Annotated in this window: 30 protein-coding genes and 2 tRNA genes; 7 read left to right on the top strand and 25 right to left on the bottom strand. The window is 33.8% G+C overall.

Going from position 1 to position 26,502, the window contains the following annotated elements:
- Positions 1–7: 7 nt before the first annotated feature.
- From AC0GLR_RS04350 to AC0GLR_RS04360, 3 genes are all read left to right on the top strand, one after another.
- A complete protein-coding gene (locus tag AC0GLR_RS04350) occupies positions 8–1,288 on the top strand; it encodes a replication-associated recombination protein A (RefSeq protein ID WP_495604255.1) in 1,281 nt (426 codons plus the stop codon).
- Positions 1,285–1,578 carry a hypothetical protein gene (locus AC0GLR_RS04355; RefSeq protein WP_495604256.1) on the top strand — a complete coding sequence of 98 codons (294 nt, stop codon included), beginning with the start codon at positions 1,285–1,287 and terminating at the stop codon, positions 1,576–1,578. The genes AC0GLR_RS04350 and AC0GLR_RS04355 overlap by 4 nt, the downstream gene beginning before the upstream one ends.
- Positions 1,579–1,642: 64 nt before the next feature.
- Positions 1,643–2,125, top strand: coding sequence for a universal stress protein (locus AC0GLR_RS04360; protein ID WP_495604257.1), 483 nt, complete (start codon positions 1,643–1,645; stop codon positions 2,123–2,125).
- A 50-nt stretch (positions 2,126–2,175) separates the two neighbouring features.
- Here the strand turns inward: AC0GLR_RS04360 and AC0GLR_RS04365 are convergent, their stop codons facing one another.
- From AC0GLR_RS04365 to AC0GLR_RS04470, 22 genes are all read right to left on the bottom strand, one after another.
- The gene (locus tag AC0GLR_RS04365) at positions 2,176–3,069 is read right to left on the bottom strand and encodes a helix-turn-helix transcriptional regulator (RefSeq protein ID WP_495604258.1); all 894 of its coding nucleotides are present in this window, start codon (positions 3,067–3,069) and stop codon (positions 2,176–2,178) included.
- A 251-nt stretch (positions 3,070–3,320) separates the two neighbouring features.
- Positions 3,321–4,460: a D-alanine--D-alanine ligase family protein gene (locus tag AC0GLR_RS04370; protein WP_495604259.1), complete on the bottom strand. Its 1,140-nt coding sequence runs from the start codon at positions 4,458–4,460 to the stop codon at positions 3,321–3,323.
- Positions 4,461–4,551: 91 nt separating this feature from the next.
- Complete coding sequence (locus AC0GLR_RS04375; RefSeq protein WP_495604260.1) at positions 4,552–5,748, bottom strand: FtsW/RodA/SpoVE family cell cycle protein; 1,197 nt, start codon at positions 5,746–5,748, stop codon at positions 4,552–4,554.
- Between the two features lie 36 nt (positions 5,749–5,784).
- Positions 5,785–6,000 (bottom strand): DUF2969 domain-containing protein, encoded by a 216-nt coding sequence (locus tag AC0GLR_RS04380; protein ID WP_495604261.1) that lies wholly within the window; start codon positions 5,998–6,000, stop codon positions 5,785–5,787.
- A 21-nt stretch (positions 6,001–6,021) separates the two neighbouring features.
- Positions 6,022–6,270 (bottom strand): membrane protein insertion efficiency factor YidD, encoded by a 249-nt coding sequence (gene yidD / locus AC0GLR_RS04385; RefSeq protein WP_495604262.1) that lies wholly within the window; start codon positions 6,268–6,270, stop codon positions 6,022–6,024.
- A gap of 12 nt (positions 6,271–6,282) precedes the next feature.
- On the bottom strand, positions 6,283–7,305 hold the full coding sequence (locus tag AC0GLR_RS04390; RefSeq protein WP_495604263.1) for a rod shape-determining protein: 1,023 nt from the start codon (positions 7,303–7,305) through the stop codon (positions 6,283–6,285).
- 64 nt (positions 7,306–7,369) lie between these two features.
- Positions 7,370–8,641, bottom strand: a complete 1,272-nt coding sequence (gene murA / locus AC0GLR_RS04395) for a UDP-N-acetylglucosamine 1-carboxyvinyltransferase (protein ID WP_495604264.1) — start codon at positions 8,639–8,641, stop codon at positions 7,370–7,372.
- 18 nt (positions 8,642–8,659) lie between these two features.
- A complete protein-coding gene (locus tag AC0GLR_RS04400) occupies positions 8,660–8,887 on the bottom strand; it encodes a DUF1146 family protein (RefSeq protein ID WP_495604265.1) in 228 nt (75 codons plus the stop codon).
- A 182-nt stretch (positions 8,888–9,069) separates the two neighbouring features.
- Positions 9,070–9,495 carry a F0F1 ATP synthase subunit epsilon gene (locus AC0GLR_RS04405; protein WP_495604266.1) on the bottom strand — a complete coding sequence of 142 codons (426 nt, stop codon included), beginning with the start codon at positions 9,493–9,495 and terminating at the stop codon, positions 9,070–9,072.
- A 12-nt stretch (positions 9,496–9,507) separates the two neighbouring features.
- Positions 9,508–10,920, bottom strand: coding sequence for a F0F1 ATP synthase subunit beta (gene atpD, locus AC0GLR_RS04410; protein WP_495604267.1), 1,413 nt, complete (start codon positions 10,918–10,920; stop codon positions 9,508–9,510).
- Positions 10,921–10,942: 22 nt separating this feature from the next.
- Complete coding sequence (locus AC0GLR_RS04415; RefSeq protein ID WP_495604268.1) at positions 10,943–11,860, bottom strand: F0F1 ATP synthase subunit gamma; 918 nt, start codon at positions 11,858–11,860, stop codon at positions 10,943–10,945.
- A gap of 21 nt (positions 11,861–11,881) precedes the next feature.
- Positions 11,882–13,408, bottom strand: coding sequence for a F0F1 ATP synthase subunit alpha (gene atpA, locus AC0GLR_RS04420; protein ID WP_495604269.1), 1,527 nt, complete (start codon positions 13,406–13,408; stop codon positions 11,882–11,884).
- A 31-nt stretch (positions 13,409–13,439) separates the two neighbouring features.
- Positions 13,440–13,985: an ATP synthase F1 subunit delta gene (gene atpH / locus AC0GLR_RS04425; protein ID WP_495604270.1), complete on the bottom strand. Its 546-nt coding sequence runs from the start codon at positions 13,983–13,985 to the stop codon at positions 13,440–13,442.
- Positions 13,972–14,490 (bottom strand): F0F1 ATP synthase subunit B, encoded by a 519-nt coding sequence (gene atpF / locus AC0GLR_RS04430; RefSeq protein ID WP_495604271.1) that lies wholly within the window; start codon positions 14,488–14,490, stop codon positions 13,972–13,974. Before atpF ends, atpH begins: the two co-directional genes overlap by 14 nt.
- Before the next feature lie 41 nt (positions 14,491–14,531).
- Positions 14,532–14,744 (bottom strand): F0F1 ATP synthase subunit C, encoded by a 213-nt coding sequence (atpE, locus tag AC0GLR_RS04435; protein ID WP_495604272.1) that lies wholly within the window; start codon positions 14,742–14,744, stop codon positions 14,532–14,534.
- Between the two features lie 19 nt (positions 14,745–14,763).
- Positions 14,764–15,474 carry a F0F1 ATP synthase subunit A gene (atpB, locus tag AC0GLR_RS04440; RefSeq protein WP_495604273.1) on the bottom strand — a complete coding sequence of 237 codons (711 nt, stop codon included), beginning with the start codon at positions 15,472–15,474 and terminating at the stop codon, positions 14,764–14,766.
- Positions 15,475–15,691: 217 nt separating this feature from the next.
- Complete coding sequence (upp, locus tag AC0GLR_RS04445) at positions 15,692–16,318, bottom strand: uracil phosphoribosyltransferase (protein WP_495604274.1); 627 nt, start codon at positions 16,316–16,318, stop codon at positions 15,692–15,694.
- A 53-nt stretch (positions 16,319–16,371) separates the two neighbouring features.
- Positions 16,372–17,613 carry a serine hydroxymethyltransferase gene (gene glyA, locus AC0GLR_RS04450; RefSeq protein ID WP_495604275.1) on the bottom strand — a complete coding sequence of 414 codons (1,242 nt, stop codon included), beginning with the start codon at positions 17,611–17,613 and terminating at the stop codon, positions 16,372–16,374.
- A gap of 39 nt (positions 17,614–17,652) precedes the next feature.
- Positions 17,653–18,666 (bottom strand): L-threonylcarbamoyladenylate synthase, encoded by a 1,014-nt coding sequence (locus tag AC0GLR_RS04455; RefSeq protein ID WP_495604276.1) that lies wholly within the window; start codon positions 18,664–18,666, stop codon positions 17,653–17,655.
- Positions 18,667–19,530 (bottom strand): peptide chain release factor N(5)-glutamine methyltransferase, encoded by an 864-nt coding sequence (gene prmC / locus AC0GLR_RS04460; RefSeq protein WP_495604277.1) that lies wholly within the window; start codon positions 19,528–19,530, stop codon positions 18,667–18,669.
- Complete coding sequence (gene prfA / locus AC0GLR_RS04465; RefSeq protein ID WP_495605418.1) at positions 19,517–20,605, bottom strand: peptide chain release factor 1; 1,089 nt, start codon at positions 20,603–20,605, stop codon at positions 19,517–19,519. The genes prmC and prfA overlap by 14 nt, the downstream gene beginning before the upstream one ends.
- Before the next feature lie 30 nt (positions 20,606–20,635).
- The gene (locus AC0GLR_RS04470; protein WP_495604278.1) at positions 20,636–21,226 is read right to left on the bottom strand and encodes a thymidine kinase; all 591 of its coding nucleotides are present in this window, start codon (positions 21,224–21,226) and stop codon (positions 20,636–20,638) included.
- 188 nt (positions 21,227–21,414) lie between these two features.
- Here AC0GLR_RS04470 and AC0GLR_RS04475 point away from each other — a divergent pair, with 188 nt between their 5' ends.
- Together AC0GLR_RS04475 and AC0GLR_RS04480 are read left to right on the top strand one after the other, a co-directional pair.
- Positions 21,415–22,767: a MurT ligase domain-containing protein gene (locus AC0GLR_RS04475; protein ID WP_495604279.1), complete on the top strand. Its 1,353-nt coding sequence runs from the start codon at positions 21,415–21,417 to the stop codon at positions 22,765–22,767.
- Positions 22,767–23,471: a type 1 glutamine amidotransferase gene (locus AC0GLR_RS04480; protein ID WP_495604280.1), complete on the top strand. Its 705-nt coding sequence runs from the start codon at positions 22,767–22,769 to the stop codon at positions 23,469–23,471. The genes AC0GLR_RS04475 and AC0GLR_RS04480 overlap by 1 nt, the downstream gene beginning before the upstream one ends.
- A gap of 28 nt (positions 23,472–23,499) precedes the next feature.
- On the opposite strand, the gene AC0GLR_RS04485 is transcribed toward AC0GLR_RS04480, so the two are convergent.
- The gene (locus AC0GLR_RS04485) at positions 23,500–24,504 is read right to left on the bottom strand and encodes a serine hydrolase domain-containing protein (protein ID WP_495604281.1); all 1,005 of its coding nucleotides are present in this window, start codon (positions 24,502–24,504) and stop codon (positions 23,500–23,502) included.
- A gap of 90 nt (positions 24,505–24,594) precedes the next feature.
- Positions 24,595–24,668 (bottom strand) — tRNA-Glu (locus AC0GLR_RS04490).
- 104 nt (positions 24,669–24,772) lie between these two features.
- On the opposite strand from AC0GLR_RS04490, the gene AC0GLR_RS04495 reads away from it, so the two are divergent.
- Positions 24,773–24,845, top strand: a tRNA-Gln gene (locus AC0GLR_RS04495).
- 311 nt (positions 24,846–25,156) lie between these two features.
- Here the strand turns inward: AC0GLR_RS04495 and AC0GLR_RS04500 are convergent.
- Positions 25,157–25,342, bottom strand: a complete 186-nt coding sequence (locus AC0GLR_RS04500) for a hypothetical protein (RefSeq protein ID WP_495604282.1) — start codon at positions 25,340–25,342, stop codon at positions 25,157–25,159.
- Positions 25,343–25,978: 636 nt separating this feature from the next.
- Between AC0GLR_RS04500 and AC0GLR_RS04505 the strand changes: the two genes are divergently transcribed.
- The gene (locus AC0GLR_RS04505) at positions 25,979–26,446 is read left to right on the top strand and encodes a hypothetical protein (protein ID WP_495604283.1); all 468 of its coding nucleotides are present in this window, start codon (positions 25,979–25,981) and stop codon (positions 26,444–26,446) included.
- Positions 26,447–26,502: the final 56 nt, after the last annotated feature.

Consider the following 26,502-nt stretch of genomic DNA (forward strand, 5'->3'; position numbering starts at 1 on the left):
GAATAATATGCAAAAACCTTTAGCATATCGAATGCGTCCTAAAAAAATAGAAGAAATTGTGGGACAAGAAAATTTAGTCGGTAACGGTAAAATTATTCAACGCATGGTACACGCCAAAATGTTATCTTCTATGATCTTATATGGACCTCCTGGAACTGGAAAAACTAGTATTGCAAGTGCAATTGCAGGATCGTCAAAGTATGCTTTTCGTATTCTTAATGCTGCTACTGATACCAAAAAGGATTTACAAATTGTTGCAAATGAAGCCAAAATGAGTGGAACTGTAGTATTACTACTTGACGAAATTCATCGTTTAGATAAAACTAAGCAAGATTTTTTGTTGCCATTATTGGAAAGTGGTCAGATCATTTTAATCGGAGCAACAACTGAGAATCCATACATTAATATCAATCCAGCAATTCGATCCAGAACCCAAATTTTTCAAGTTAATCCCCTTTCAAGTCAAAATATTAAAATTGCCATTGATCGTGCTTTAAATGACTCAGAGAATGGTTTAGGAAAATACAAAGTTAATATTGATGATAATGCCTTAAATTTTTTAACCCATAATACTAATGGGGACTTAAGAAGTGCATTAAATGCTTTAGAGTTAGCCGTTAAATCAACTAAAGACGTTGCCGGAGTTATCCACATTACTTTAAGTGATATAGAAGAATGTTTGCAAAAAAAGGCACTAACCCAAGACAAAAATGGGGACGGTCATTATAACGTTTTATCTGCATTTCAAAAATCAATCCGTGGTTCTGATGTTAACGCTGCATTACATTATGCTGCTCGCTTAATTGAATCTGATGATTTAAATTCACTTACCCGTCGTCTGATGGTAATTGCTTACGAAGACGTTGGTTTAGCTAACCCCACAGTTGCTGCTAGAACCGTAACGGCTGTTGAAGCTGCTAATAAGCTTGGTTTACCTGAAGCAAGAATCCCCCTGTCAGATGTAATTATTGAACTTTGTTTATCTCCAAAATCAAATTCAGGAATTACAGCTATTGATGAAGCTCTCAAAGATGTACAAACTGGAAATTATGGGGAAATCCCAAAATATCTACGAGATGCGCATTATAAAGGTGCTAAAGAATTGGGCCATGTTGGTTATAAATTCCCACACGATTACCCTAATGATTGGGTTTCACAACAATACTTACCAAATAAAATTAAAAATGCTAAGTATTATCATCCTAAAGAAAATGGTAAGTTTGAAAAAGCATTAGGAGATCAATACAAACGTCTAAATCAAGCTAATTCACTAAAATCTAAGGAGTGATTTCATTGGCAATTAATATTCTTGTGATTTTATTTTCATTATTATTGTTATTAAATGGATTTTTCTTTTTAACGCATGTTCATAAAAATTTTATGTTATTTAAACCAGAATCAAACGTAGCTTTGCAAAAGATTCTACTGTATAGTGGCATTGCATTAATTGCAATTGCAGTGCTAGGTATCATTGCAGTTATTTTTAATTCAACAATTATGATTGTAATTGTTTTAACAATTGGATGTGCTGGCTGTGTAGTTCCAGAATTATTATTAAGTCAATTTATAAACAAGTAATATCAGTGGTAATATTTTAAAAATGGATTATGCTTAAATTAATAAAAGTAATGAGGTGATTATAATGATTCAAGAATATAATAATATTTTAGTTCCTGTTGATGGTTCATATGGTGCTGAATTGGCATTTCAAAAATCAGTAGCTGTTGCAAAGCGAAATGATGCTCATCTTCATATTGTACATGTGATTGACACTAGAGCTTTTCAAGAAATATCCAGTTTTGATACTTCAATCGTTACTGACATTTCTGATGAAGCCAAAAGTAAATTAGATAAATATACACAAGAAGCGAAGGCTGCTGGAGTTAAAAATGTTGATTATTCAATCGAATATGGTTCTCCTAAGACAATCATTGCAAAGGATCTTACTAAAGAGTTAAACATTGACTTAATTATGATTGGTGCTACTGGCTTAAATGCTGTGGAAAGGCTTTTAATTGGCTCTGTAACTGAATATATAACTCGAAACGCAACTTGTGATGTGTTAGTTGTTCGTACTAATTTAAAGAATAAATTAGTTGACCCTAAAAAAAGTAAAAATAATTAATTAATATAATCTAAAAAGGAGAATCTTGATAAACCAAGACTCTCCTTTTTCTATTGTTTTATTACATCATATTGTTTAATTCTTAACAATTTTTGAACATTATTATTACTTCTTAAACAACATAATCCATTTGATTGCATAAATAATTTTTCAGCAGCTTCTTCTTTGTTTTCTGCTTTTAAACTAATCCCTTTTACATAATAAAAATCTTTTAAACAATAATACGAATAATTACAACGTAAAATATTCATAACTAGATCGCATTCTTTTTGAACTAATTGATGTTCAGAAATTTCAAACCCAAAAACCACTACTGCTAAAGCTAATTGAGTATTTACCCATAAATCTTCTTTTTTATGAATATTTCGCAAAGATATATTCAGTTTACTGATTGCCAGTTTAAAGTATTCTAAAGAACGTTTTTGTAATCCCAGCCTTTGATAAGCAATTGCCATTCCCAAAAAACTCCAGCTTATTACCATTTGATTGTTATCAGAAGTATGTTTATAGATTGCAGTAGTAAAACTAGTTGTAACATCGTCCAATGAACCATCCATAAATAATTGTGAGAAACCCAAATCACAATAAAAGCGCGCCAACAAATTTTTTGAATCTAAATTTTCCTTCTTTATTTTAGAAAGTAATTTTAGTGCTTTAGAAAATTTATGTGTTAAAAGACATAATTCTATTTGCCGCAAATTTCTTTCCCCATATCGATACAAAGATTTATTTTCAATTTCTTTAACATCAATATCAAGGCGTTTAATAATTTCTGGAATCAGTTCCCATTTACTAAAACAACCATTATTTTCTAAAGTACTAATCGTAGTTTGTGTACAAATTCCCTTCGCTAATTCAACTTGTGACATATGCAAATCTTGACGACGTTCTTTTACAAGCAACCCAATTTTCTTTAGCATTGCCGATGATGGAAATATCACCATTTATTCAGTCTCTCCTACTTATTAAATAGTCGTACTATTAATTACTAATATTTTAAATAGCACAGCTTAAAATTATGAAATATTATTGCCATAATGTCAATAACTTTATGACAAAATAGTGATAATACTATTATCATAACTATTAATAAATACGTAATTCACAAGAACTATTATTATAATTGCATATATAATTTTACTAATTAATAAAAAAGGTTCAATCTAGATAATTTATCTAGGTTGAACCTTTTTATTTATTTTGCTTTATAAACTTTTTCCTGATCATTTTGATTCAAAGGTTTGAAATCATGTAAAACTTTTTCTTGTTTTTTAAATTCTTCAAAAGCAAGTTCAATTAGCTGATCAATTAGTTCGGTATAACTAATTCCCGATGCTTCCCATAACTGTGGATACAACGAAATATTAGTAAACCCAGGTAAAGTATTAATTTCACCCAAATATGGTTTGAAATCTTTTGAAACTAAGAAATCAATTCTAGCCATTCCCTTTAACTCTAAAACAGTAAAGGCTTTCAATGCCATTTCTGTGATTTCTTCACTTACTCCATCAGGTAATTTTACTGGAATTGTAAATTTAACGTCACTAGCGTCAACGAATTTATTTTCATACGTATAAAATTCATCAGTTTCAGGAACTTTAATAGCTCCAAGTTTAGAAGCTTTGGGATATTCATTTCCTAAAATTGAAATTTCGACTTCTTCCGGTCCTTCAATTGCTTCTTCAACTAATATTTTATCATCATACTGAAAAGCATCTCTGATTCCCTGTTCATATTCTGTTTGATTCTCAATTTGATGAATCCCAATTGAAGAACCTTGCTTAGCTGGTTTAATAAAAATAATTGAAGAATTAAGTTTTTTACTAAGCTTATCGTAATTCCAATCTTTAGAATTTGCTGGTGTAACCAAAACATATTTAGTATTTCTAACTCCAGCAATATCAAGCATTTTTTTGGTAATATCTTTATCATATGCCATTGAAGAAGCCATAATTCCGCTACCAACATATGGTTTATGTAGCAATCGTAATAACCCCTGAATAGTTCCATCTTCCCCTAAATTACCGTGAATAATTGGGAAAAATACATCAATATTATGCGTACTATCTAAATTAATAATTGGCGCAAGCGGATTATTCATATCTAACTTTGCAGTTACATCTTGCAAAACAGCTGTTTCATCTTCACCAGCAAATACACGGTGTGACGATTCATCATCTAAAACAATCCCATTTTTAGAGATTAAAAACAAACTAACGTCGTATTTATCTTTATCCATCGCATCATAAATATTATGAGCAGAACGTTTTGAAACATCATGTTCAGACGAGTCTCCGCCAAATAATAGTGCTACGTGTGTTTTCTTATCTGTCATTTACATTTACTCCCATTCGTATTGTTTGGAAACTTAAGTATATCACTAATTATAATTTCAAGTAACAAAAAAAACATGCTAAGCATGTTTTTTATGAAAATTGTTTTTCTGTACTAAACATTGAACTTTTATTATGATATTGCATCGACATTATTAACCCAATCCCTATCATATTACCAATCAAGGCCGAACCCCCTTGACTAATAAATGGCAATGGAATTCCTGTCATAGGAATTAGATCAATGCTCATCCCAATATTTTCAACAACATGAAATAAAATCATCATAATTACTCCAGTTGAAATATAGGCATAAAAAACATTTTTAGTTTGAAAAGTAACCTTAATCATTTCATAAATCAACAAAAAGTATAATAAAATCAATAAAACTCCGCCAATGAAACCAAAATTTTCACCAACTACGGAAAAAATCATATCGGATTCACGAACTGGAACATAAACTTTTGAAACATTAAATCCAGTACCACTCACTCCACCAGATCCGATTGCCTTCATACTTTGCCACAATTGAAACCCTTGGTTACTAGAATCAGACGCTGGATGCAACCAACTATCAATTCTAGCAAATTGATAAGATTGAAATCCCAAGTGACTCAAAATGGTTCGGCCGCCTTTAGTAACAACCAATGAAATAGACGTTACACTAACAGCAAGAAAAATTAATAAACTTGGTCCTAATATCTTCCAAGTAATCCCAGAAACAATTAATAGACCACCTAAAATAGCAATAAAAACAATTGTAGTTCCAAAATCATTTTGTAATTTCAATAAAATGATTACAGGTAACGTCCATAAGAACATCTCACCAATTAATTTCCAGTCACTTTTGACCGTATGAACTGGATAACGATTATTATGTGCAGCAATAACTTTTGCTTCCATTAAAATATAAGCTGGTTTCATTATCTCAGAAGGTTGAAAGGTCAAAGGACCAATTGCAAACCAACTTTTAGCACCAGTTTGTACATAATATGATCTACTGTAAAGAAACAGAACTGCAAACAATAGAAAAATTCCAACCCCATATGCATAGGGGGCAATTTTCCATAATTGTTCTGAATCAAATTGCATTATTACAACAATTGCAACGGCTCCAATTGCATACCAAATTAATTGAGAAACAACTGCTTTAATTACTGAAGTAGATCCAGTATCATGAGCAGCTGCAACAAAAATTGATGCCAATCCCACTAAGGCTAACATCAACACACAAAAAATTATTCCCCAATCAATTCGATTTTCATCTTTTACTTGTTCTCTTCGAAACACGATAAACTCTCCTTAACATCAATTTAAGTTAAACGTTTATCTTTGATGCAAATTATACTCTCTTACAACCTGGTGAAGTGCTTCTTCCTCTGACTTTTCATGAAAAGTACTGTCCCCAACAACGCAATCAAATCTATTATCTGATTGGGTAATTGTTCCAATTGTATGACCATTAATTTGCACTAAACGTACATTACTGTCTTCTGGATTATTAATTACAGTAATTTCTATTTCTTTATTTTTGCGTGCCATCATAACTCCCTAATCATAAATCTAATTTTTGGTACTATTATTTCTACTCAACTTAAAATGTGTAGGAACTGGATCATAACCACCCTTGACGAATGGATTGCACCTTAATACTCGAGCACATCCCATCATTATTCCTTTAATTGTTCCAAAACGTTGAATTGAAAGCAACATATAATTAGAACAAGTTGGCTGATATCTACATTTCGCAGTAGTATAAGCCGAAACATTTTTTTGATAAAGTTCAATCAACGAAATTAAAATTTGTTTCAAAATTTCACCTAACTAATTTTTTCCAAACAAACTAAATCTTTTTTTCTTGGGCTTGTTTTCACTCATATGATCTAATAAAGCACCAGCACCTTTAGCCACATTTTCTAATGGGTCATCGGAAATAAGAACCGGAACTGTTAAGGCATCCGAGATAACTGAGTCGATATCAGCTAGCATAGATCCACCACCAGTTAACATAACTCCTCGATCAATAATATCGGCAGCAAGTTCTGGCGGAACAGTTTCAAGAACACTTTTAGCTCCACTAATAATTGTTTCAATTGTACCGTGTAATGCTCCTGCAATTTCATTATTATTGATTGTGACTGAAATTGGCATTCCTGATACGGCATCACGTCCACGTACTTGCATTTCTTTAACTTCAGTACTATGCATATCTGCAGTACCAATCGTTTTTTTAATTTTTTCTGCAGTATGTTCCCCAATCACAATGTTATGATTACGTTTCATGAAATCAATAATGTTTTGATTCATAACATCACCAGCTACTTTTAGCGATTTACTAGCAACTACATCACCTAAAGAAACTACCGCAATATCAGATGTTCCCCCACCAATATCAATTACCATACTACCCTTAGGTTCAAAAATATCCATTCCTGCCCCAACTGCAGCTACTTTGGGTTCTTCTTCAAGAAAAACTTCACCACCAACTGCTTTTTGTGCAGCTTCAATGATTGCTTTTCTTTCAATATTAGTAATATTAGTTGGTGCACAAATCATAACTTTTGGTTTTGAAACTAAACCTTTAACACTTAATTTATTAATAAAATAGGTCAACATTGATTCTGTAACATCAAAATCAGAAATAACTCCATCTTTAAGCGGACGAATCGCTTTGATGTTTCCAGGAGTCCTTCCTACCATTTCATATGCTTCTTTTCCAACAGCCAAGACTTTGTTTGTCTTTGTATCAACTGCTACTACTGACGGTTCGTTAAGAACTACTCCCTGTCCGGTTACAGAAACAAGAACGTTGGCTGTTCCTAAATCGATTCCAATATCTTGAGCCATATTATTCTTCCCTTCGTTATTATTACGATAAGTAAATTATATCATAATATTTGTCTAAATTTGTTTAAGCACCAGTAGAAACCCGCTCAATATCAGCACCTAGATTACGTAGTTTCTTCTCAATTTCATAATAACCACGATCTAAATATTGTAAATTTGTAATAATAGTTTCCCCTTTTGCAATTAATCCCGCTAAAATCAATGCTGCTGCAGCTCGTAAATCAGTTGCCGCAACTTCAGCTCCCTCAAAATCAGTTGGACCATACATAATGACACTATTACCCTTAATTTCATACTTAGCATTCATTCGTCTTAACTCATCTAAATGCATAAAGCGATTTTCAAAAACATTTTCCGTTAAGGTGCTAACACCATTAGCAGCTAATTGTAAAACCGTCATTTGAGATTGCATATCAGTTGGAAAACCAGGATAAGGTGCAGTTTCAACATCTACTGGCTTCAACTCAGCAGGACCGATAATCCGAATTCCATTTTTTTCCTGTTCAACTTTTACACCCATTTCACGAAGTTTTGAAATAAATGGTAAATTATGATCAGCAACTCCATCTTCAATTAAAACGTTTCCAGCTGTAATTGCGGCAGCTGCCATAAATGTACCTGCTTCAATTCGATCTTGAACAACTCTATGAGAAACTCCGTGAAGACTTCGAACCCCTTCAATCGTAATCGTATCTGTTCCGGCTCCAGAAATTTTTGCTCCCATATCGTTTAACAAGTCAGCTAAATCAACAATCTCAGGCTCTCTTGCAACATTTTTAATCACAGTTTTGCCATGAGCTAACGTAGCAGCCATCATAATATTTTGAGTTGCTCCAACACTTGGAAAATCAAAATAAATCTCGGCTCCTTTTAAACCATCTGGAGCACTTGCTTCTACATAACCTTCGTGTTGTTCAATCTTAGCACCCATAGCTTCAAATCCACGCAAATGAATATCAATTGGACGTGATCCAATCGCACAACCACCAGGAAGAGCAACACGCGCATGACCCAAACGTGCTAATAACGGTCCTAAAACAACAATGGAAGCTCTCATTTTTGAAACATATTCAAATGGTGCTTCAGAAGATAAATTTCCAGTTGCATCTACAGTAATTTTATTTTGATTTTCATCAAACTTAACTTCTAAATCTAAACTGCGCAAAACTTCATTCATAATATGAACATCTGAAAGAATTGGCGCATTAGTCAACTGTGATTTACCTGAGCTAGCTAAAATTGTAGCTGCTAGAATTGGTAAAACAGCATTTTTGGCACCTTCAATATGGACATTCCCGGTTAATTTATTCCCGCCATGTACAACTATTTTATCCATTTATAAAACTCCTAGATTTTAAAATAATAATGTTAAATTTTTTATATTATCAATAAATGAAAGGAAAAATGAACTGCAAAGAAAACCAACAGCAATTGATAGTAAAACAATTAAAACTTTACCTTGTTTTTCCTGAATCGGCAAAAATCGTTCAAAATGTATTCCTTGAATTGCCCAAAATGCTAAAATTATGAAAAATAATTGACAAATAATTCCCATTAACGCTTGAATTCCAAATACGTTCATAATATTTTCCTCCGACTTATCGCTATCTTTAATAATATCATAAAATCATGTTACTGTCTTTGATAGCACTGTTTTAACCACTATCAAAAGGTATTTAATTAATCGTTAACAAACAAAAAAGCACTCCTTAATTATTAAATAAATTTATCTAATAATTATTGAGTACTTTAAAATGATTTTTATTAACGTTTTGCAACATTGATTCGGTTAACAGCTCTTTGCAAAGCTACTTCAGCACGATTCATAGTATCAGTATCATTTGCTTCACTAGCAGTTTTAATTTTTTGTTGAGCACGTTCTTTAGCACTAGTAGCTCTATCGACATCGATTTCGCTTTTAAGTTCCGCACTATCTGCAACAATCGTTAACTCGTTATTAGAGAATTCAACAAATCCTCCATTAACCGCCAGCACATCAGATTCATCATTACCATAATTAAATTGAGCAGGCCCAATTTTCAAAGCAGCAATTATAGGAATATGATTTGCCATGATACCAATATCACCGGATCCAGTCTGAATGACAGCCAAAGAACATTTATCATTAGTATATTCTTCGCCATCAGGAGTAACGATACTAACAGTTAACACTGATTTATTATCAGCCAATTAGATCCCTCCTTATTTGCTGGCACCTTTTTTAGACTCGTCGTATTTAGCAACAACGTCTTCAATTGGACCACAGTTTCTAAAGAAGTCTTCTGGAATGTAGTCGTATTTACCCTCTAAAATACCTTTAAATCCAGCAACAGTATCTTTAACAGGGACGTACTTTCCAGGAACACCTGTAAATGTTTCAGCAACTGTAAATGGTTGTGAAAGGAAAAATTGGATCCGACGAGCACGACCAACAATCGTCTTTTCTTCATCGGATAATTCATCCATTCCTAAAATTGAAATGATATCTTGTAATTCACGATATCTTTGCAAAACCTGTTGAACTTCACTAGCAACCTTAAAGTGTTCTTCTCCGATAATATCTGGATCTAAAGCAGACGAAGTTGACGCTAATGGGTCAACGGCTGGATAAATCCCTTGTTGAGTCAAAGAACGTTCCAAGTTAGTAGTAGCATCCAAATGGGCAAATGTGGTTGCAGGAGCTGGATCAGTATAATCATCAGCTGGAACATAAACAGCTTGAATAGAAGTAATGGCACCTTTTTTAGTAGATGTAATTCGTTCTTGTAACTGTCCCATTTCAGTTGCCAAAGTAGGTTGATAACCTACGGCTGATGGAATACGTCCTAACAAAGCTGAAACTTCTGTTCCGGCTTGGGTGAAACGGAAAATATTATCGATGAACAATAGCACATCTTTACCTTCTTCATCACGGAAGTATTCAGCAAGTGTTAATCCAGTCAAAGCAACACGCATACGTGCACCAGGTGGCTCATTCATTTGTCCATAGACCATGGCAGTTTGTTTCAACACACCAGAGCCTTTCATTTCAAAGTACATATCATTACCTTCACGGGTTCTTTCACCAACACCGGTGAAAACAGAAATACCGTTATGACCCTGAGCAATGTTATGAATCAATTCTTGAATTAAAACGGTCTTACCAACTCCGGCACCACCGAATAATCCAACCTTACCACCACGAATATATGGGGCAAGTAAATCAATAACCTTGATACCAGTTTCTAAGACTTCTGTTGATGGATTGATTTCATCGAACTTAGGTGCTTGACGATGGATTCCCCATCTTTCAGCATCTGGGCCAAATTTTGGTCCACCATCAATAGTCTGACCTAAAACGTTAAATACTCGTCCTAGCGTATCATTACCAACAGGAACCTCAATTGGTGCTCCTGTATTTTCAACTTCCATTCCACGACGTAACCCATCAGTTCCGTCCATGGCGATTGTTCTAACAACTCCGTCACCCAATTCAAGTGCAACTTCTGTAACTAAGACATTGTCGTCACCTTTTTTGACTTTCAAAGCATCGTTGATTTTTGGTAAATCGCCATCTAGGGGAAATTCAACATCGACAACCGGTCCAATAACTTGTACAACTTTACCAGTACTCATTATGCGTTAATTCCTCCTATCATTAGTGATTCAATGCTTCCTGACCACCAGTAATTTCAGTGATTTCAGTAGTAATAGCAGCTTGTCTCGCTCTATTATATTTTAATTCTAAGCTTGAAATTAAATCATCCGCATTGTCTGTTGCAGCCTTCATCGCCATCGAGCTAGAAGAATGTTCAGCAGTTTTTGCATCCAAAATTGCACCATATACTAAGCTTTCAGCATATTGTGGCAAAATTGCATTTAAAACTTCTTCTTCTGAAGGTTCAACTTCATATTCAGCAGAAAGTACTTTGGTTTCAACGTCTGAACCAGCACCTTCAGCACCATTCATACTTTGCTCAATTGACTCGCGATCCATTGGAAGCAGCTTTTCAGCTCTATAATCAGATTTAACTCGGTTAACAAAATGGTTATAACAAACATACAATTCAGTGAAAACGCCATCGTTATACATCTGAGAAACTGCTTTAACAATTCCTTTAACTTCATTAAATGTTGGAATATCTGAAACACCACGATATTCATAAGCAATATTGGCACCATTTTTCTTATAAAAATCAGCCCCAGTACCACCAACTGCCATAATGACATAATCATCTTGGTTTGGAGTGTGTTGTTCAATAAAACGATTGGTTCCACGAAGCACACTACTATTATAACTTCCAACCATACCACGATCTGATGTAATTACTAAATAAGCTGTTTTACCTTTTGAATTATCAGCTTTATTTCTTGAAGGTTTATGGTTGTCTAACATGTGAGACTGAGCAAGATGCATTACAACCGATTTAATCTTAGAAACGTAAGTATTATACGTTTCTGTCTGACCTTGGATTTGATTAAGCTTAACAGTTTGAACCATTTCCATCGCTTCAGTAATCTGACGCGTACTTTTGGTTGATGCAATTCGATGCTTAACTTCATTCATTCCAGCCATTAGTTATTAACCTCCTTCAAGTTATTTGTCAGCAACTTTTTGGGCAGATGATTTAAAAATGTTTGAAAATTCATCAATTGCCTTATTCATTGCATCTAAATCTGGTAATTTTCCAGTTTCTTTAATATGTTTCAACAAATCTTCATGAGAATCATCAAAATAACTAAAGATTTGGTTCTGATACTTCAATACATCATCGACAGGTAATTTATCAAGATAACCATGAGTAAGACAATAAAGAATCAAAACTTGTTTTTCTACTGGAATTGGATCATGAAGTTTTTGTTTTAATACTTCTACAGTCCTAGCACCACGATCCAACTTAGCCTTAGTGGCCTCGTCAAGGTCTGATCCAAACTGTGCAAATGATTCAAGTTCGTGATATGAAGCAAGATCAATACGCAAGGTACCAGCAACTTTCTTCATGGCAGGAATTTGAGCATCTCCACCAACACGAGATACTGATGTACCAGCATCAATAGCTGGACGATCACCAGCATAAAACATATCTGAGTTTAAGAAAATCTGTCCATCAGTAATTGAAATAACGTTAGTTGGAATATAAGCAGACACGTCCCCTGCTTGGGTTTCAACGATTGGCAAAGCAGTCATTGACCCGCCGCCTAATTTATCGTTTAACTTGGCTGCACGTTCCAATAAACGTGAATGAGTATAGAAAATATCACCAGGATAAGCTTCACGACCTGGAGGACGTCTCAAAATCAATGAAAGTTCACGATAAGCATTTGCTTGTTTCGTTAAATCATCAAAGACAATTAAAACGTCTTTTTTACGATTCATAAAATATTCACCCATTGTAGCACCAGAATAAGGTGCAATATATAACAATGGAGCTGGTTCAGAAGGTCCGGCATTAACAACAATAGTATAATCCATTGCGCCATATTTCTTTAAAGTATCGACTTGTCCCATGACAGTAGAATCTTTTTGTCCAATCGCAACATAAATACAAATCATGTTTTGATCTTTTTGGTTCAAGATTGTATCAATCGCAATCGAAGTTTTACCAGTCTTTCTGTCCCCAATGATTAATTCACGTTGCCCACGGCCAATTGGTACTAACGCATCAATGGCCTTAATTCCAGTTTGTAATGGTTGATCAACAGAATGACGATCCATAATTCCTGGTGCTTTATGTTCAATTGGCGCAGTCATATCAGTGTCAATATCACCTTTACCATCAATTGGCTGACCTAAGGAATTTACAACTCGTCCGACCATTGCATCCCCAACTGGAACTTCCATGATTCTTCCAGTACGTTTAACTGTATCGCCTTCACGAATACCAGTATAATCACCTAAAATAACGATACCAACGTTGTTACTTTCAAGGTTTTGAACCATTCCGTAAACACCGTTTTGGAATTCCAGTAATTCACCAGATAAGGCATTATCTAAACCATAGGCACGTGCAACACCATCACCAATGTATGTAACAATACCAGTTTCATCAACGGTAAGGTCATCTTTGTAGCCTTCTAATTGTTTTTTAATTAGAGCACTGATTTCTTCAGCCTTAATGCTCATAAAAGTTTCACCTCTTTAATTATAGATATCACTATTTCAACAATAAACGTTTAATTTGTTCGATTTTAGTACGTATACTACCATCGTAAATCACGTCTGATGACTTTAAAATAACGCCACCAATGATATCTGGATTGATTTTTGTAGATAACTCAACCTTTTTAGCATTAATTCGTTTACCTAATGATTGAGCTAACTTACTTTTTTCATCTTCATCTAATGGAACTGCAGTAACTGCTTCCGCTTTCACAATTCCATTTTTCTGACTGTATAATTTATCAAATTCATTAATCACTGCACCTAAATCACTAATTCTTCCATAATCAAACAACATGTTGATTAAATTCCGAACGTATTCAGAAGTTGCTCCATCAATTAAAGGATTTAATAAAGTTTCTTTTTGCTGAGTATCTAAAGCTACCCCGTTTAGCGCAGTTGCTAATTCAGGGTCATTATCAAATACAATCTTAATTGCATCCAAATCAGATTTACCCTTATCTATCGAGTTATCACTTTCAAGTGCTTCATATAATGCCTTGGAATAGTTTTTAGCAACATCGAGTTTACTTAGAGTCATTATTACCCAACCCTTCAATATAAGAATCGATTAGTGCTTTTTGATCATTGGCATCTAAGTTCTTCTTAATGATTTTGGAAGCAATCTCAATAGACAAATCAGCTACATCATTTTTGGTACTAGCAAGTGCATCTTTTTTTTGTTGTTCAATATCTTTTTCTGCATTTTCTTTAATGCTTTGGACATCGGCATGTGCTTCCGAAATGATTGACTCACGCCGTTTATCACCAGTTTGTTGTGCTTTATTGATAATCTCATTAGCTTCTTCTTGAGAATGAACTAAAGCATCCTCGCGCTTTTTGGCTAATTCAACTGCTTCATTTCGAGATTTTTCAGCTGTATCAATGTCTTTGGCGATTTTATCAGCACGATCTTGCATCATTTTAGTAACAGGTTTCCATGCAAAAATCTTAACTACCCACATTAAAATGATGAATAAAATAGCATAGAAAAGTGCATCACCAATGTTAAATGCAGCAGCTCCAACAATTAAATGTGTAAACATCTATCGACACCTCCTTTTTCTTTAATAAGAAAATGTTATCCCTATTTGTTCATAACTAACATAGCAATAACGAAGGCTAAGATAGGCATAACTTCAATCAAAGCGACACCAATAAACATATTAGTTCTTAAAGTGTTACTAAGTTCTGGCTGACGTGCCATTCCTTCAAGCATTTTAGAAATTAAAATTCCATCACCGATACCGGCACCAATAGCGGCACCACCCATAGCGATTCCAGCAGCAATAGCTCCCATAATTAAGTCCTCCTATTTTTTATTCCTCAATTGACAATTTTTGAGAAACGTATACACACGATAAAGTTACAAATACATAGGCTTGTATACACCCAATAAACACTGAGAATCCTTGCCATAACAGTTCAAGTGGAGCAGAAACGGCAAGTGTGACAATTCCGTTAGAAAATGCCAACTTGGCAATTAATCCAGCCAATAGTTCACCGGCAAAGATATTACCGTAAACACGAATACCTAACGTTAAAAAGTTAGTCAATTCTTCCATCAAGTTAACAGGTAACAAGAAAGAAATTGGTTGCATGTATGTCTCAAAATGACCTTTGTATCCTAATTTCATAACACTAGAATATTGTGCAATCAGTAGCGACATAAGCGCAAAAGTCATTGCAACCACTGGATCAGCAGTTGGACTCTTTACATAAACAATTCCACCTACTTCAATATGCAGGAATAAACCTAACAAGTTGGAAACTAGAATAAAATAAAATAATGTAAAGGCCCATAAACCATAATCCCTAGTTGAACCACTTGGCATTGTTGATTTTACAATTCCATTTGTAAAGTCAATCATGTACTCCAATAAATTTTGCTTACCTTTCGGTCTAATTTGTAAATGTCTAGAACAAACAAATACAAAAACAAAAACAATTGCGGCTACGATAACACCAGAAATCATATTTCCAACATTAAAAGTCAGCCCTAAAAATTGAAAAGTACGAGTTGGATCCACTAATCATCACCTCTTTTACCCATCATTTTCCAAGCAGTAAAAAAACGATTACCACTAAATTTTGATTAAAATTTAAAAAAATATAATCTAAAATTCATTGTGAATGATACCACCAAATAAAGTAAAATACAAAACTAAATACTTAACAATTTGCCAAAATTTAGTTAAATTTTGGTATTAAAAAAGTAGAAATATATAAATTTCTACTTAACAGTTATTATTTAGTTCCAAACAAACGATCACCAGCGTCCCCAAGTCCAGGAACAATATAACCATCGTCTAATTTTTCATCCAAAGCAGCAGCATAAATATCAATATCTGGATGTGCCTTTTCCAAGGCTTCAACTCCTTCAGGAGCAGCCACTAAACACACAAATTTAATGTTTTTAGCACCACGTTTCTTTAATGCATCAATTGCCATGATGGCTGATCCACCAGTTGCTAACATTGGATCAACTACCAAAACTTCCCGATCTTCAATATCAGATGGTAATTTAACAAAATATTCGTGTGGTTCAAAGGTTTTTTCATCACGATACATTCCGATGTGTCCAACCCGTGCACTAGGAATTAAACTTAAAATGCCATCTACCATTCCAATTCCTGCTCGTAAGATTGGAACAACAGCAACCTTTTTACCAGCTAATTTTTGTGCATTAGCAATTCCCATTGGAGTTTCAATCTTAACATCCTTTAATGGCATATCTCTAGTAACTTCAAAAGCCATTAAGTTAGCAATTTCGTTTACAACCTCACGAAATTCATTAGTTCCAGTATCCTTATCTCTAATGATGCTTAATTTATGCTGAATCAATGGATGATTCATAACATGAAATTTGCCCATCTCAACCACTCCTCTTTACTATTTAAATCTATTGTACCACATTGATTTAAATTCTAACGGGTAATTGGATGTGAAGCGCATAACACTGCAACTTCTGATTTTACTTCATTTAAGATATCTTGGTCTTTACTATTTTCAATTACTTTAATAATTAATTTAGCAACTTTTTGAGCATCCTTTTCATCAAAACCACGTGAAGTAATTGCTGGAGTCCCAATTCGAACTCCACTAGTTACAAATGGACTTCGTTTTTCATTAGGAAGTGCCTCTTTATTGGTAGTAATGTAAACACTATCCAATAAATTCTGTGCTTCTTTACCATTTAAATCAGTTCTAGTTAAGTCAATTGTCAACAAATGATTATCAGTGCCACCAGAAACAACGCGAATTGAATCTGATGCTTCAAAAGTTTTAGCCATTGCTTTCGCATTCTGCAAAACTTGTTGTGAATATTTTTTAAATTCTGGTTGTAATGCTTCATAAAAAGAAGCCGCTTTTCCGGCAATTACGTGTTCTAAAGGACCACCTTGAGTTCTAGGAAAAACAGCTGAATTAAGTTGTTTCCCATATTTTTCTTGTGACAAAATCATCCCACCCCGAGGTCCACGCAACGTTTTATGAGTGGTTGTGGTTACCACATCAGCGATTCCAACTGGACTGGGATGCAGTCCAGTGGCAACTAATCCCGCAATATGCGCCATATCCACCATTAAGTAAGCATCAACTTCATCAGCTATCTCTCTAAATTTATTCCAGTCAATAATCCGACTATATGCAGAAGCACCGGCTACAATCATTTTCGGATGAACTTTTTTAGCAAGTTCTCTAATCTCTTCATAATCTAATCTTTCTGTTTCTGAATTCAGACCATATGAATATGATTGATATATTTGTCCAGAAAAACTCACTTTGGCCCCATGAGTTAAATGTCCGCCAGCATTTAAATCCATACCCAAAATCACATCACCAGGTTTTAAAAATGCCGAATAAGCTGCTTCATTAGCTTGTGAACCAGAATGAGGTTGCACATTAACATATTCCGCACCAAATAATTCTTTAGCACGATTAATTGCTAAATTTTCCACTATATCAACATATTCACAACCCCCATAATAACGATGAGAGGGATACCCTTCGGCATATTTATTAGTCAATACGGACCCTTGGGCTGCCCGAACTGCATTTGAAACAATATTTTCTGAGGCAATTAATTCAATAGTATTTTCTTGACGATTACTCTCGTTTTTAATTGCATCCCAAAGTGCTGGGTCGTCTATTTGATAGTCATAACTCATCTACTGTACCTCCGCCTTTTCTGATTTCAGTGATTATAACTATCCGAAGTGCTTTTGTCCAGCAGATTTATTAAGGCGATTCATATAGGCCGCCCCAATTCCTTCTGTAGCAAAACCTTCTACCAAAATATCAGTAATATTTGAATGTAAATCAAAACTACGCAATCCAGCAAATAAAGCATGACTGGCAGAATTTACATCATTTCCCAAGCTATATGTTTCAACATTTTTCGGCCAATTATAACCATTAAGAACAGCATCAGTTGCTAAAATTCCAACTTTACTTGATTGTTTTGCTGCCCATTTCATTGCGTCTTTCCATTGACTTTCATTATCGACAATTTGAACAGCTGCAGTTGGAGAATAATGAGTATATTTCATACCAGGAGCCTTAGGAACTTCGGTTTTCCCAACATGTTTTTGTTCATCGACTACTGGACCAATTATTTTTTCAAGTGCTTGTCTTGTAACTGCTCCCGGACGCAAAATTGTAGGATTATCAGTTGATAAATCAAGTACTGTAGACTCAACTCCAAAATCAGTTGCTCCTGCATCTAAAATACCAGCGATTTTGCCATTTAAATCATGATAAACATGTTTTGCTAAGGTTGGGCTTGGTTTCCCAGATGTATTTGCAGAGGGACCAACTAATGGAACGCCCGCTTTGCGAATCAAACTCAATGTTGCATCTTTATCAGGATTACGAAAAGCTGCAGTCTTAAGCCCTCCAGTAACTTTTGAAGATAACATATGTGGTTTAAGTTTCAAAATGATTGTTAAAGGACCAGGCCAAAACTGTTTAATCAGTTGTTTGGTCTTTTCATTTAAAGGTTGTGCATATTTTTCAACAGTTGCTACATCAGCTACATGAACAATCAATGGATTATCACTAGGACGTCCTTTAGCCCGATATACTTTTTCAACTGCCTGAACATTCGTTGCATCTGCACCTAATCCATAAACTGTCTCAGTAGGAAATGAAACTAAATTTCCTTTCTTTATTTCAGCAGCAGCCTGCTCGATTTGGTCAGACGTAAATATTTTAGTATCCATCTACTTATCTCCTTTTAGGGACATTTTGATCATACGATCGTGTCCAGATAAATCCTGTTTTAAATCAATTTTTGCAAGTGGATTCCACCGTTTAAGTAATAATCTGACATTTTCCCCCTGTTGAAATCCAATTTCTAAGTACAAATTACCATTGTCTACTAAATAATTTTTAACACTACCAGCCAATTTTTCATATAATAAAAGTCCATCATGTTGGGCAAACAAAGCCTGTTGCGGTTCATATTGAATTACACTTTGATCCATATATTTAACTTCATTGGCAGCAATATAAGGTGGATTGGAAACAATCACATCAAAATTTTGTGATTTTATTTGCTTAAACAAATCACTGACCTGAAAGTTAATTGAAACTTCATTTAATTCAGCATTTTGTTTAGCAACTTGCAAAGCTGAAGAAGAAATATCAGTAGCCATAATTTTCCAATTAGGACGTTGTTTTTTTAAAGCAATTGCAATTGCCCCACTTCCAGTACCAATGTCTAAAACTTTTAAGTGTGACTCCAAATGGTCACGTAAAATCCATTCTACCAGTTCTTCAGTTTCTGGACGCGGGATCAAAACATTGTGATTTACATGAAATGGAAATCCATAAAAATAAGCTTTCCCAGTAATATATTGTGCCGGTTCCCCGAGTAATAATCGACTTACATTAATCTCAAACGTTTTTTGTTCCATCTCTGATAAATGATCACGATAATGTAATAACAAATTAGTTTCATCCCAATTCATCTGATCAAGCATCAAATAGCGAGATCCATTGACTTCCAAATTATTTTTCTGCAAACACAAAGAAGCCCAATTAAGGGCTTCGAAAACTGTTGCATTCGGTTTAAGCTTGTTCATCGTTTAAATGTTCCAACTTATCTGCTTGATCAGAAACAATTAAGGCATCAATGATTTCATCCAAATCGCCATCCATGATTTTATCAAGTTTGTTTAATGTTAGTCCGATTCGATGATCGGTTACTCGGTTTTGGGGATAATTATAGGTTCTAATTCTCTCAGAACGATCACCAGTCCCAACAGCAGATTTTCTTTCAGCATTATATTGAGTCTCTTCTTTTTCCTTATAGTACTCATAAACACGTGCTTTTAACACGTTCATAGCTTTTACACGGTTTTGTTGCTGTGAACGTTCATCTTGCATAGCAACCACAATTCCAGTAGGCAAGTGAGTCATCCGAACCGCTGATGAAGTTTTATTAATATGTTGACCACCAGCTCCTGATGAACGATAAACATCAGTCCTAATATCAGCCGGATCAATTTTAATATCAACATCTTCTTCTTCAGGCATTACTCCAACTGTAGCAGTTGAGGTGTGAACCCGTCCGGCTGATTCAGTTTCTGGAACTCGCTGAACCCGGTGAGCCCCATTTTCATATTTTAGTTTTGAATAGACCTTATCTCCAGTAATCATCAAAACAATTTCTTTAAAACCTCCAACATCCGTATCCGCTTCATCAATTATCTGCACTTTCCATCCTTGAGTTTCGGCGTACTTAACATACATATTATATAAGTCAGCAGCAAAGATACTAGCTTCATCACCACCAGCAGCTCCATGAATTTCCATAATAATATTTTTTTCATCATTTGGATCTTTAGGGATTAGCAATAATTTAAGCTGATCTTCAAGAGCAGCTTTTTGCGGTTCTAAAGTCGAAATTTCATCTTTAACCATTTCTGTCATATCATCGTCAAGATTATCTTTTAACATTAGTTGATCTTCATTTAATGTTTCAGTTACAGCTTTATATTTGTTGTAGGCATCTACTGTTTCACGTAAACTTCCTTCTTCTTTTGAAAGTTTCATAAAACGATTAGTATCAGCAATCACTTCCGGATCACTAATTAATTCATTTAATTCATCATAACGATCAGAGACAGATTGCAATTTATCAAAGATCTGATCCATTTTATTATCAGCCATGTTAGGTCCTCGTTTCTATTTTAAGTTTAGTGGCGGATGATAGTAGTGTTTGCGACAAACTGGATAATAAGCTTCATTACCGCCCATCACAACTTGTTCTCCTTCATAAACCGGTTTGCCATCATGGATTCGTAAATTCATGGTTGCTTTTTTCTCACAAAACCAACAAATTGTTTTCATTTCTTCTAACTTGTCAGCATATAATAATAAATATTTTGAGCCTTCAAACAGATGGTTTTGAAAATCATTTTTTAATCCGAATGCCATAACTGGAATGTCAAATTTATCAACAATTGCAGCTAGTTCTTTAATGTGATGTTTTTCTAAAAATTGAGCTTCATCAACTAAAATACAGCTCACAGATTTATCAATCTTATTTAACTGACCTTCAATCATTGTTGTTACATTTGATTCTGATTTGATTGGCATTGCATCACGTTCTAATCCAATCCTGGATGCAATCGTGCCTTCTTTTTCTCTAGTATCAAGAGCACTAGTCATCAAAATCACGCGTTTCCCTTGTTCTTCATAGTTATGAGCAACTTTAATAATTTCAAATGATTTTCCACTATTCATTGCACCATACCGAAAAAAGAGTTGTGCCAAAGTATCACCTTTTTCTATAAAATCTCACTTAATTTCATTATATCTAATTTAATAACATGCTGCATTGTTATTTTAACTTTTTAAAATAATATTAACCAACGTTATAATTCGGTTTATCTGTTGTTTTTATGCTAAAATCTAATATACGATGTATTTTATCAGCAAATAATTAAAGGATGTGAATTCCTATGACACTACAAAGTAACATTGCAACATTAGCAGGTAAATCTTCATATTGGTTCCTGCATACTTTTATGGGCGGCGGTAGCTCTCTACCAGGAAAAATAACCACTAAAATTGATCCTAATGTTTTAAAAGAACTTGGGAAAAATTATGATGTAATTCTAGTTAGTGGAACAAACGGTAAAACTCTGACCACTGCCTTAATTGTTCAAGTATTAAAGGAGAAATATTCGGAGATTTTAACCAATAAAACTGGATCAAATATGATTCAAGGAATTGTTTCAACCTTTTTAGAAGCTAAAAATCCACAAAAAGGTGAAAAAGGAATTGCAGTATTAGAAGTTGATGAAGCAAATGTAAAACCAATCGTGGAACAAATTAAGCCTAAAATGTTTGTTTTAACCAACATTTTTCGCGATCAACTAGATCGTTACGGTGAAATCTACACTACTTATCAAAAAATTCTTGATGGAATTAAATTAGCTCCAGATGCTTTAGTACTTGCTAATGGTGACGAACCAATTTTCAATTCTAAAGAATTACCTAATCCCCAAGTTTTTTATGGTTTTGCAGATCAGCCTGCTAATCAAAATATCAAAGCAGATCCAAATACAGATGGAATATTATGTCCAATATGTCAGCATATTTTGCATTACCACTATATTATTTATGCTAACTTAGGTGACTATTCTTGCCCAAATTGTGGGTACCATCGTCCTAATTTAGCATTTAAAGTTAATGAAGTAACTGATCGAACACCAATATCATCAAAATTTTCAATTGATAATCAAGATTACGAAATTGGAATTGGTGGAACTTACAATATCTATAATGCTTTAGCAGCTTACTCGGTAGGACGTGAACTTGGAATTTCATCTGAAAAAATTAAACATGCCTTTGAATCAAACAAGCGTATTTTTGGTCGTCAAGAAGAAATTAAAGTTGGTGACAAGGATGTAACCATCATTTTAGTTAAAAACCCGGTGGGAACCAACCAAGTTATTGATTTACTCTCGACTGAAAAGGACCCCTTTTCATTTGTAGCTCTGTTAAATGCTAATTATGCCGATGGAATTGATACCAGTTGGATTTGGGATGGAGAATTTGAACGTCTTCCTCATATGAATATCAAACAATTTGAAACTGGCGGTCAACGTTATAAAGATATTACTTTTAGATTAAAAGTAGCAGGCGTTCCAGCTGATAAACATCAAATTCAGCCCGACCTTGAAAAGGTAGTTGCTGACATCCCTAACCTGCCAACTAAAAAAGTTTATATTTTAGCAACGTATACTGCGATGATGCAAGTTAGATCCATTTTAACTAAAAAGGGATACATCAAAGGAGGAGTAAACTAATGACAATGACAATTAGAGTTGCTCACCTTTATGGTGATTTGATGAATACGTATGGTGATATTGGTAATATCCTTGCCCTACAGTATTATGCAAAGCAAATTGGAGTTGAAGTAACTTCAAACATTGTAAGTCTAGAACAGGGCTTTAATGCAGATGACTATGATTTTGCCGTATTTGGCGGAGGTCAAGATTATGAACAATCTGTAGTTGCCAAAGATCTGCAAAATAAAAAAGATGAACTAATTAAGTTTATTGAAGCAGGAAAACCACTAGTCGCAATATGTGGTGGTTACCAAATGCTTGGTAAGTATTATGTAGATGCTGCAGGTCAAAAACTTCCCGGGATTCATGCAATGGATCATTATACTGAACAACAAGATGACCATCGTTTCATCGGCAATGTTTTGATTCAAAATGAAGTAACAGGTCAAAAATATCATGGTTTTGAAAATCATCAAGGAATTACTTTTTTAGGTAAAGATGAACATCCTCTTGGAAAAGTATTGAAAGGATATGGAAACAATGGTGAAGACGGCACTGAAGGAGCTGTGCATAAAAATACCATTGGAACCTATTTTCACGGACCAATCATGGCAAGAAACGGAAATCTTGCTAAACATATGATGTTTAAAGCATTAGAAAATAAATATCCTGAAACTGATTTTTCTCAAATGAAAGAAAAAGTTAAAACTTATGAATATTAAAAAAATGATGCCATTTTGGCATCATTTTTTATTCAAATAATTCTTTTAAATAAGTATTCATCATCTCATTGCGTTCTTCCATGAAATGTTCGTTCACATCAGGATGAACTCGATTTGATAAAAATACAAAAGCACTACGTTTTTGCCGCACAATTATCATGACAATCCCAGTATAACCACTTTGCCAAATATAAGGATGACCTTCATATTCGTCAAGTCGCCATCCAAATGACCGACTACCGTCCTGCATTGGTGTTTGATCAACATACATCGCATCAAACATATCAGTTGAATATACCTTGCCAGGCGTTGTCAATTGCAGCATCCACTGAGCAAAATGATCCATGTCGCGTAAAGAACTGAATAATCCGGCTGATCCACAATCAGATCCAAGAACCTGAGCTTTGGGATCATGAACTTTACCAATTCGATTCATCCCTGTTGTTTCATCGTATGTAGTTGGAACGGTACGTCTAGCGTCTGGATGAAAAGTTGAATCAATCATTCCAAGGGGTTGAAGCACCATTTGATTAATTAATGGCTGAATGGGAAGACCTGTAACTACCCCTGCAATCCAGCCTAAAAAGATATAATTCACGTCTTGATATTTCATTTTTTTGCCACATTCAGCTCCAACATCTAAACCTAATAGAGCAGTTCGTAACTGATTCATGTTTAAATCATCACGATTGGGAATATATCCTTCAATGTCAGAAGTATGAGTAAGCAAATGTCTGATTGTTACTTTAGGATGTTTCCATTCAGGAAGGTATTTAGTAATTGGATCGTCAATACCTATCTTTCCTTGATTTAATAATTGCATCACCACCGGAAGCGTTCCCATCACTTTTGTCATTGATGCCACATCATATAGTTGATTGGGATATAGGTATTCCTTTTGTGGTTTTAAATTCTTATATCCTTCTACGTGATCTTCGACATTTACTCCTGTAATAAACGAAAATGAAGCACCTGGAATAATTGTTTCTTTAATCATTCTTTCAATGATTGCCTTGGTATTCTCAAAAGTCATTGCCATCACTCCTATCATATAATGATTATAAGCGTTTTTATGATAATAACCCAACAAAAAAAGCCTCTAAAATAAGAGACTTTCTAGTAATTACCCGTACGAGACTCGAACTCGTAACTCCGCCTTGAGAGGGCGACGTCTTAAACCAATTTGACCAACGGGCAATAATCCAATATGTTATATTTTACCGACTTCTAGATTTACTGTCAACCAAAAATTAATAATTGACAAATATAAATCTACATTGTAAGATATTTATTGTAATTATTGAGTATTAGCCAAATTGGTAAGGCAGTGGACTCTGAATCCATAATGTACTGGTTCGAATCCAGTATACTCAATTCTAGCATTCCAGCCACTTCCATTGAGTGTTAAAAACACCATGGTTGTGGCTTTTCTTTTGTTTTTAAGTTCCATTGAGTTTCACTGAATATCATTAAAATCTACATCATTATCTACATCACTAAATATGTTTTTATGATTGTTAATTAAAAAAAGCAAAGATACTATTCATAGGGTATCTTTGCTTTTTTCTGTACTTTTTATTGTATTTTTTGTCATCTTTTATTTTAGACTTATACTGGGTTCAAACCATTATTTTTTAAAACACTTTTATATCAATGTTTATTGCTAATTATAGGAGTTGTAATTTTTAGTGATGTAGATTTTGATGTAGATTATCATCTATTAATTCTTTTAACATCATTAAGTCTTCTTCAGTTGCAGATTTCAAAATAAAATTTTTAGCCACTGATCGTTTATTAATGTATTGCTTACGTGCTTTGTTTTTTTCGTCCCATTTTTTATTAGCTTTAGCTTGTGCCTTAGTATAAACCATTATAAATTCCCCACTACTTCTTTTTAGGTTTGTAAGCTGCAATTGCAACCCCAATTACTGCACAACAAACTTGTACTGTACTATTACCAAAAATCCATCCAATTAAAACAATCGCTAGTGCCAAAGCACATCTTATAATATCTTTCATTTTTATGTGTTAGAATTGTATACGAAAGAGCGGAGCTTTCGCTCCGTCTTTCTACTGTCTATTTCTTGAAGTGTTTGATGATTGCTTCAATCAACAAATATGTGGTGTATATTGTTGATTGAAGCAAGAATATCAAACACTTCTTTTATTTTGTCTAACACTTTTTCACCTCCCTCACTACAAATACTATTATATACGCATATACGTATATAGTCAACACTTTTTGTTAAATTAATTAATTTGTTTTGAACTTTTTTGCGTATGTTACAAAGGGTGAAAAAATGATAGTCAAAGAATTCAAGGATTTTTATGTAGTCGTGACAGAAGTTAAAGATTATATCGTCAAAAAAGAAAACTGCACGATTGATGTTAGAGAAGAAAAAAGTAGCGAACATAAATATTTATAGAAATGAAAAAGGAATTAATAATTGTTAAATGCTTTTTGTTAAAATAAAATTATATCTAAAAACTAATTGGAGGAATAATTTATGGAAAATATATTAAAATTTTTACTAAATTTATTTAATGGAAAAACTATTAAAATATCAATAATTATTTCATCTATGATTACACTAATACTTTGGATATATGGATTAATATCAAAAAATTATAATTTTACTGATATTAAAACTTTACTTTATATATTATTATTTTTATTTATTATAATATGTTCAATATTATCAATGATTAGTTATAGATATATTTTTAGTGAAAAAAAGAAAAGAAAAATAATGAATGATGTTTTTGATGATCCTGTGCAAAAGGATATAGTGCTTCAAATTTATCTTAATAAAAAAGTTGATGCTGACTGGAATAATGAAGATATTGTATATTTACATGATAAAGGTATTATCCAAACACCAACCGGAAAATTACCTAAAAAGCAATTTACAAGGGTCATAATAACAAAACATTTTAAAAAATTATTGGATGAATACAATCCTAAAAATAAATAATTATGTAAAACAAAAAGCCCCACTACCTAATTAAAGATAGTGAGGCTTTTTATAAG

Source organism: Fructilactobacillus sp. YLN 2412 (assembly GCF_059488745.1).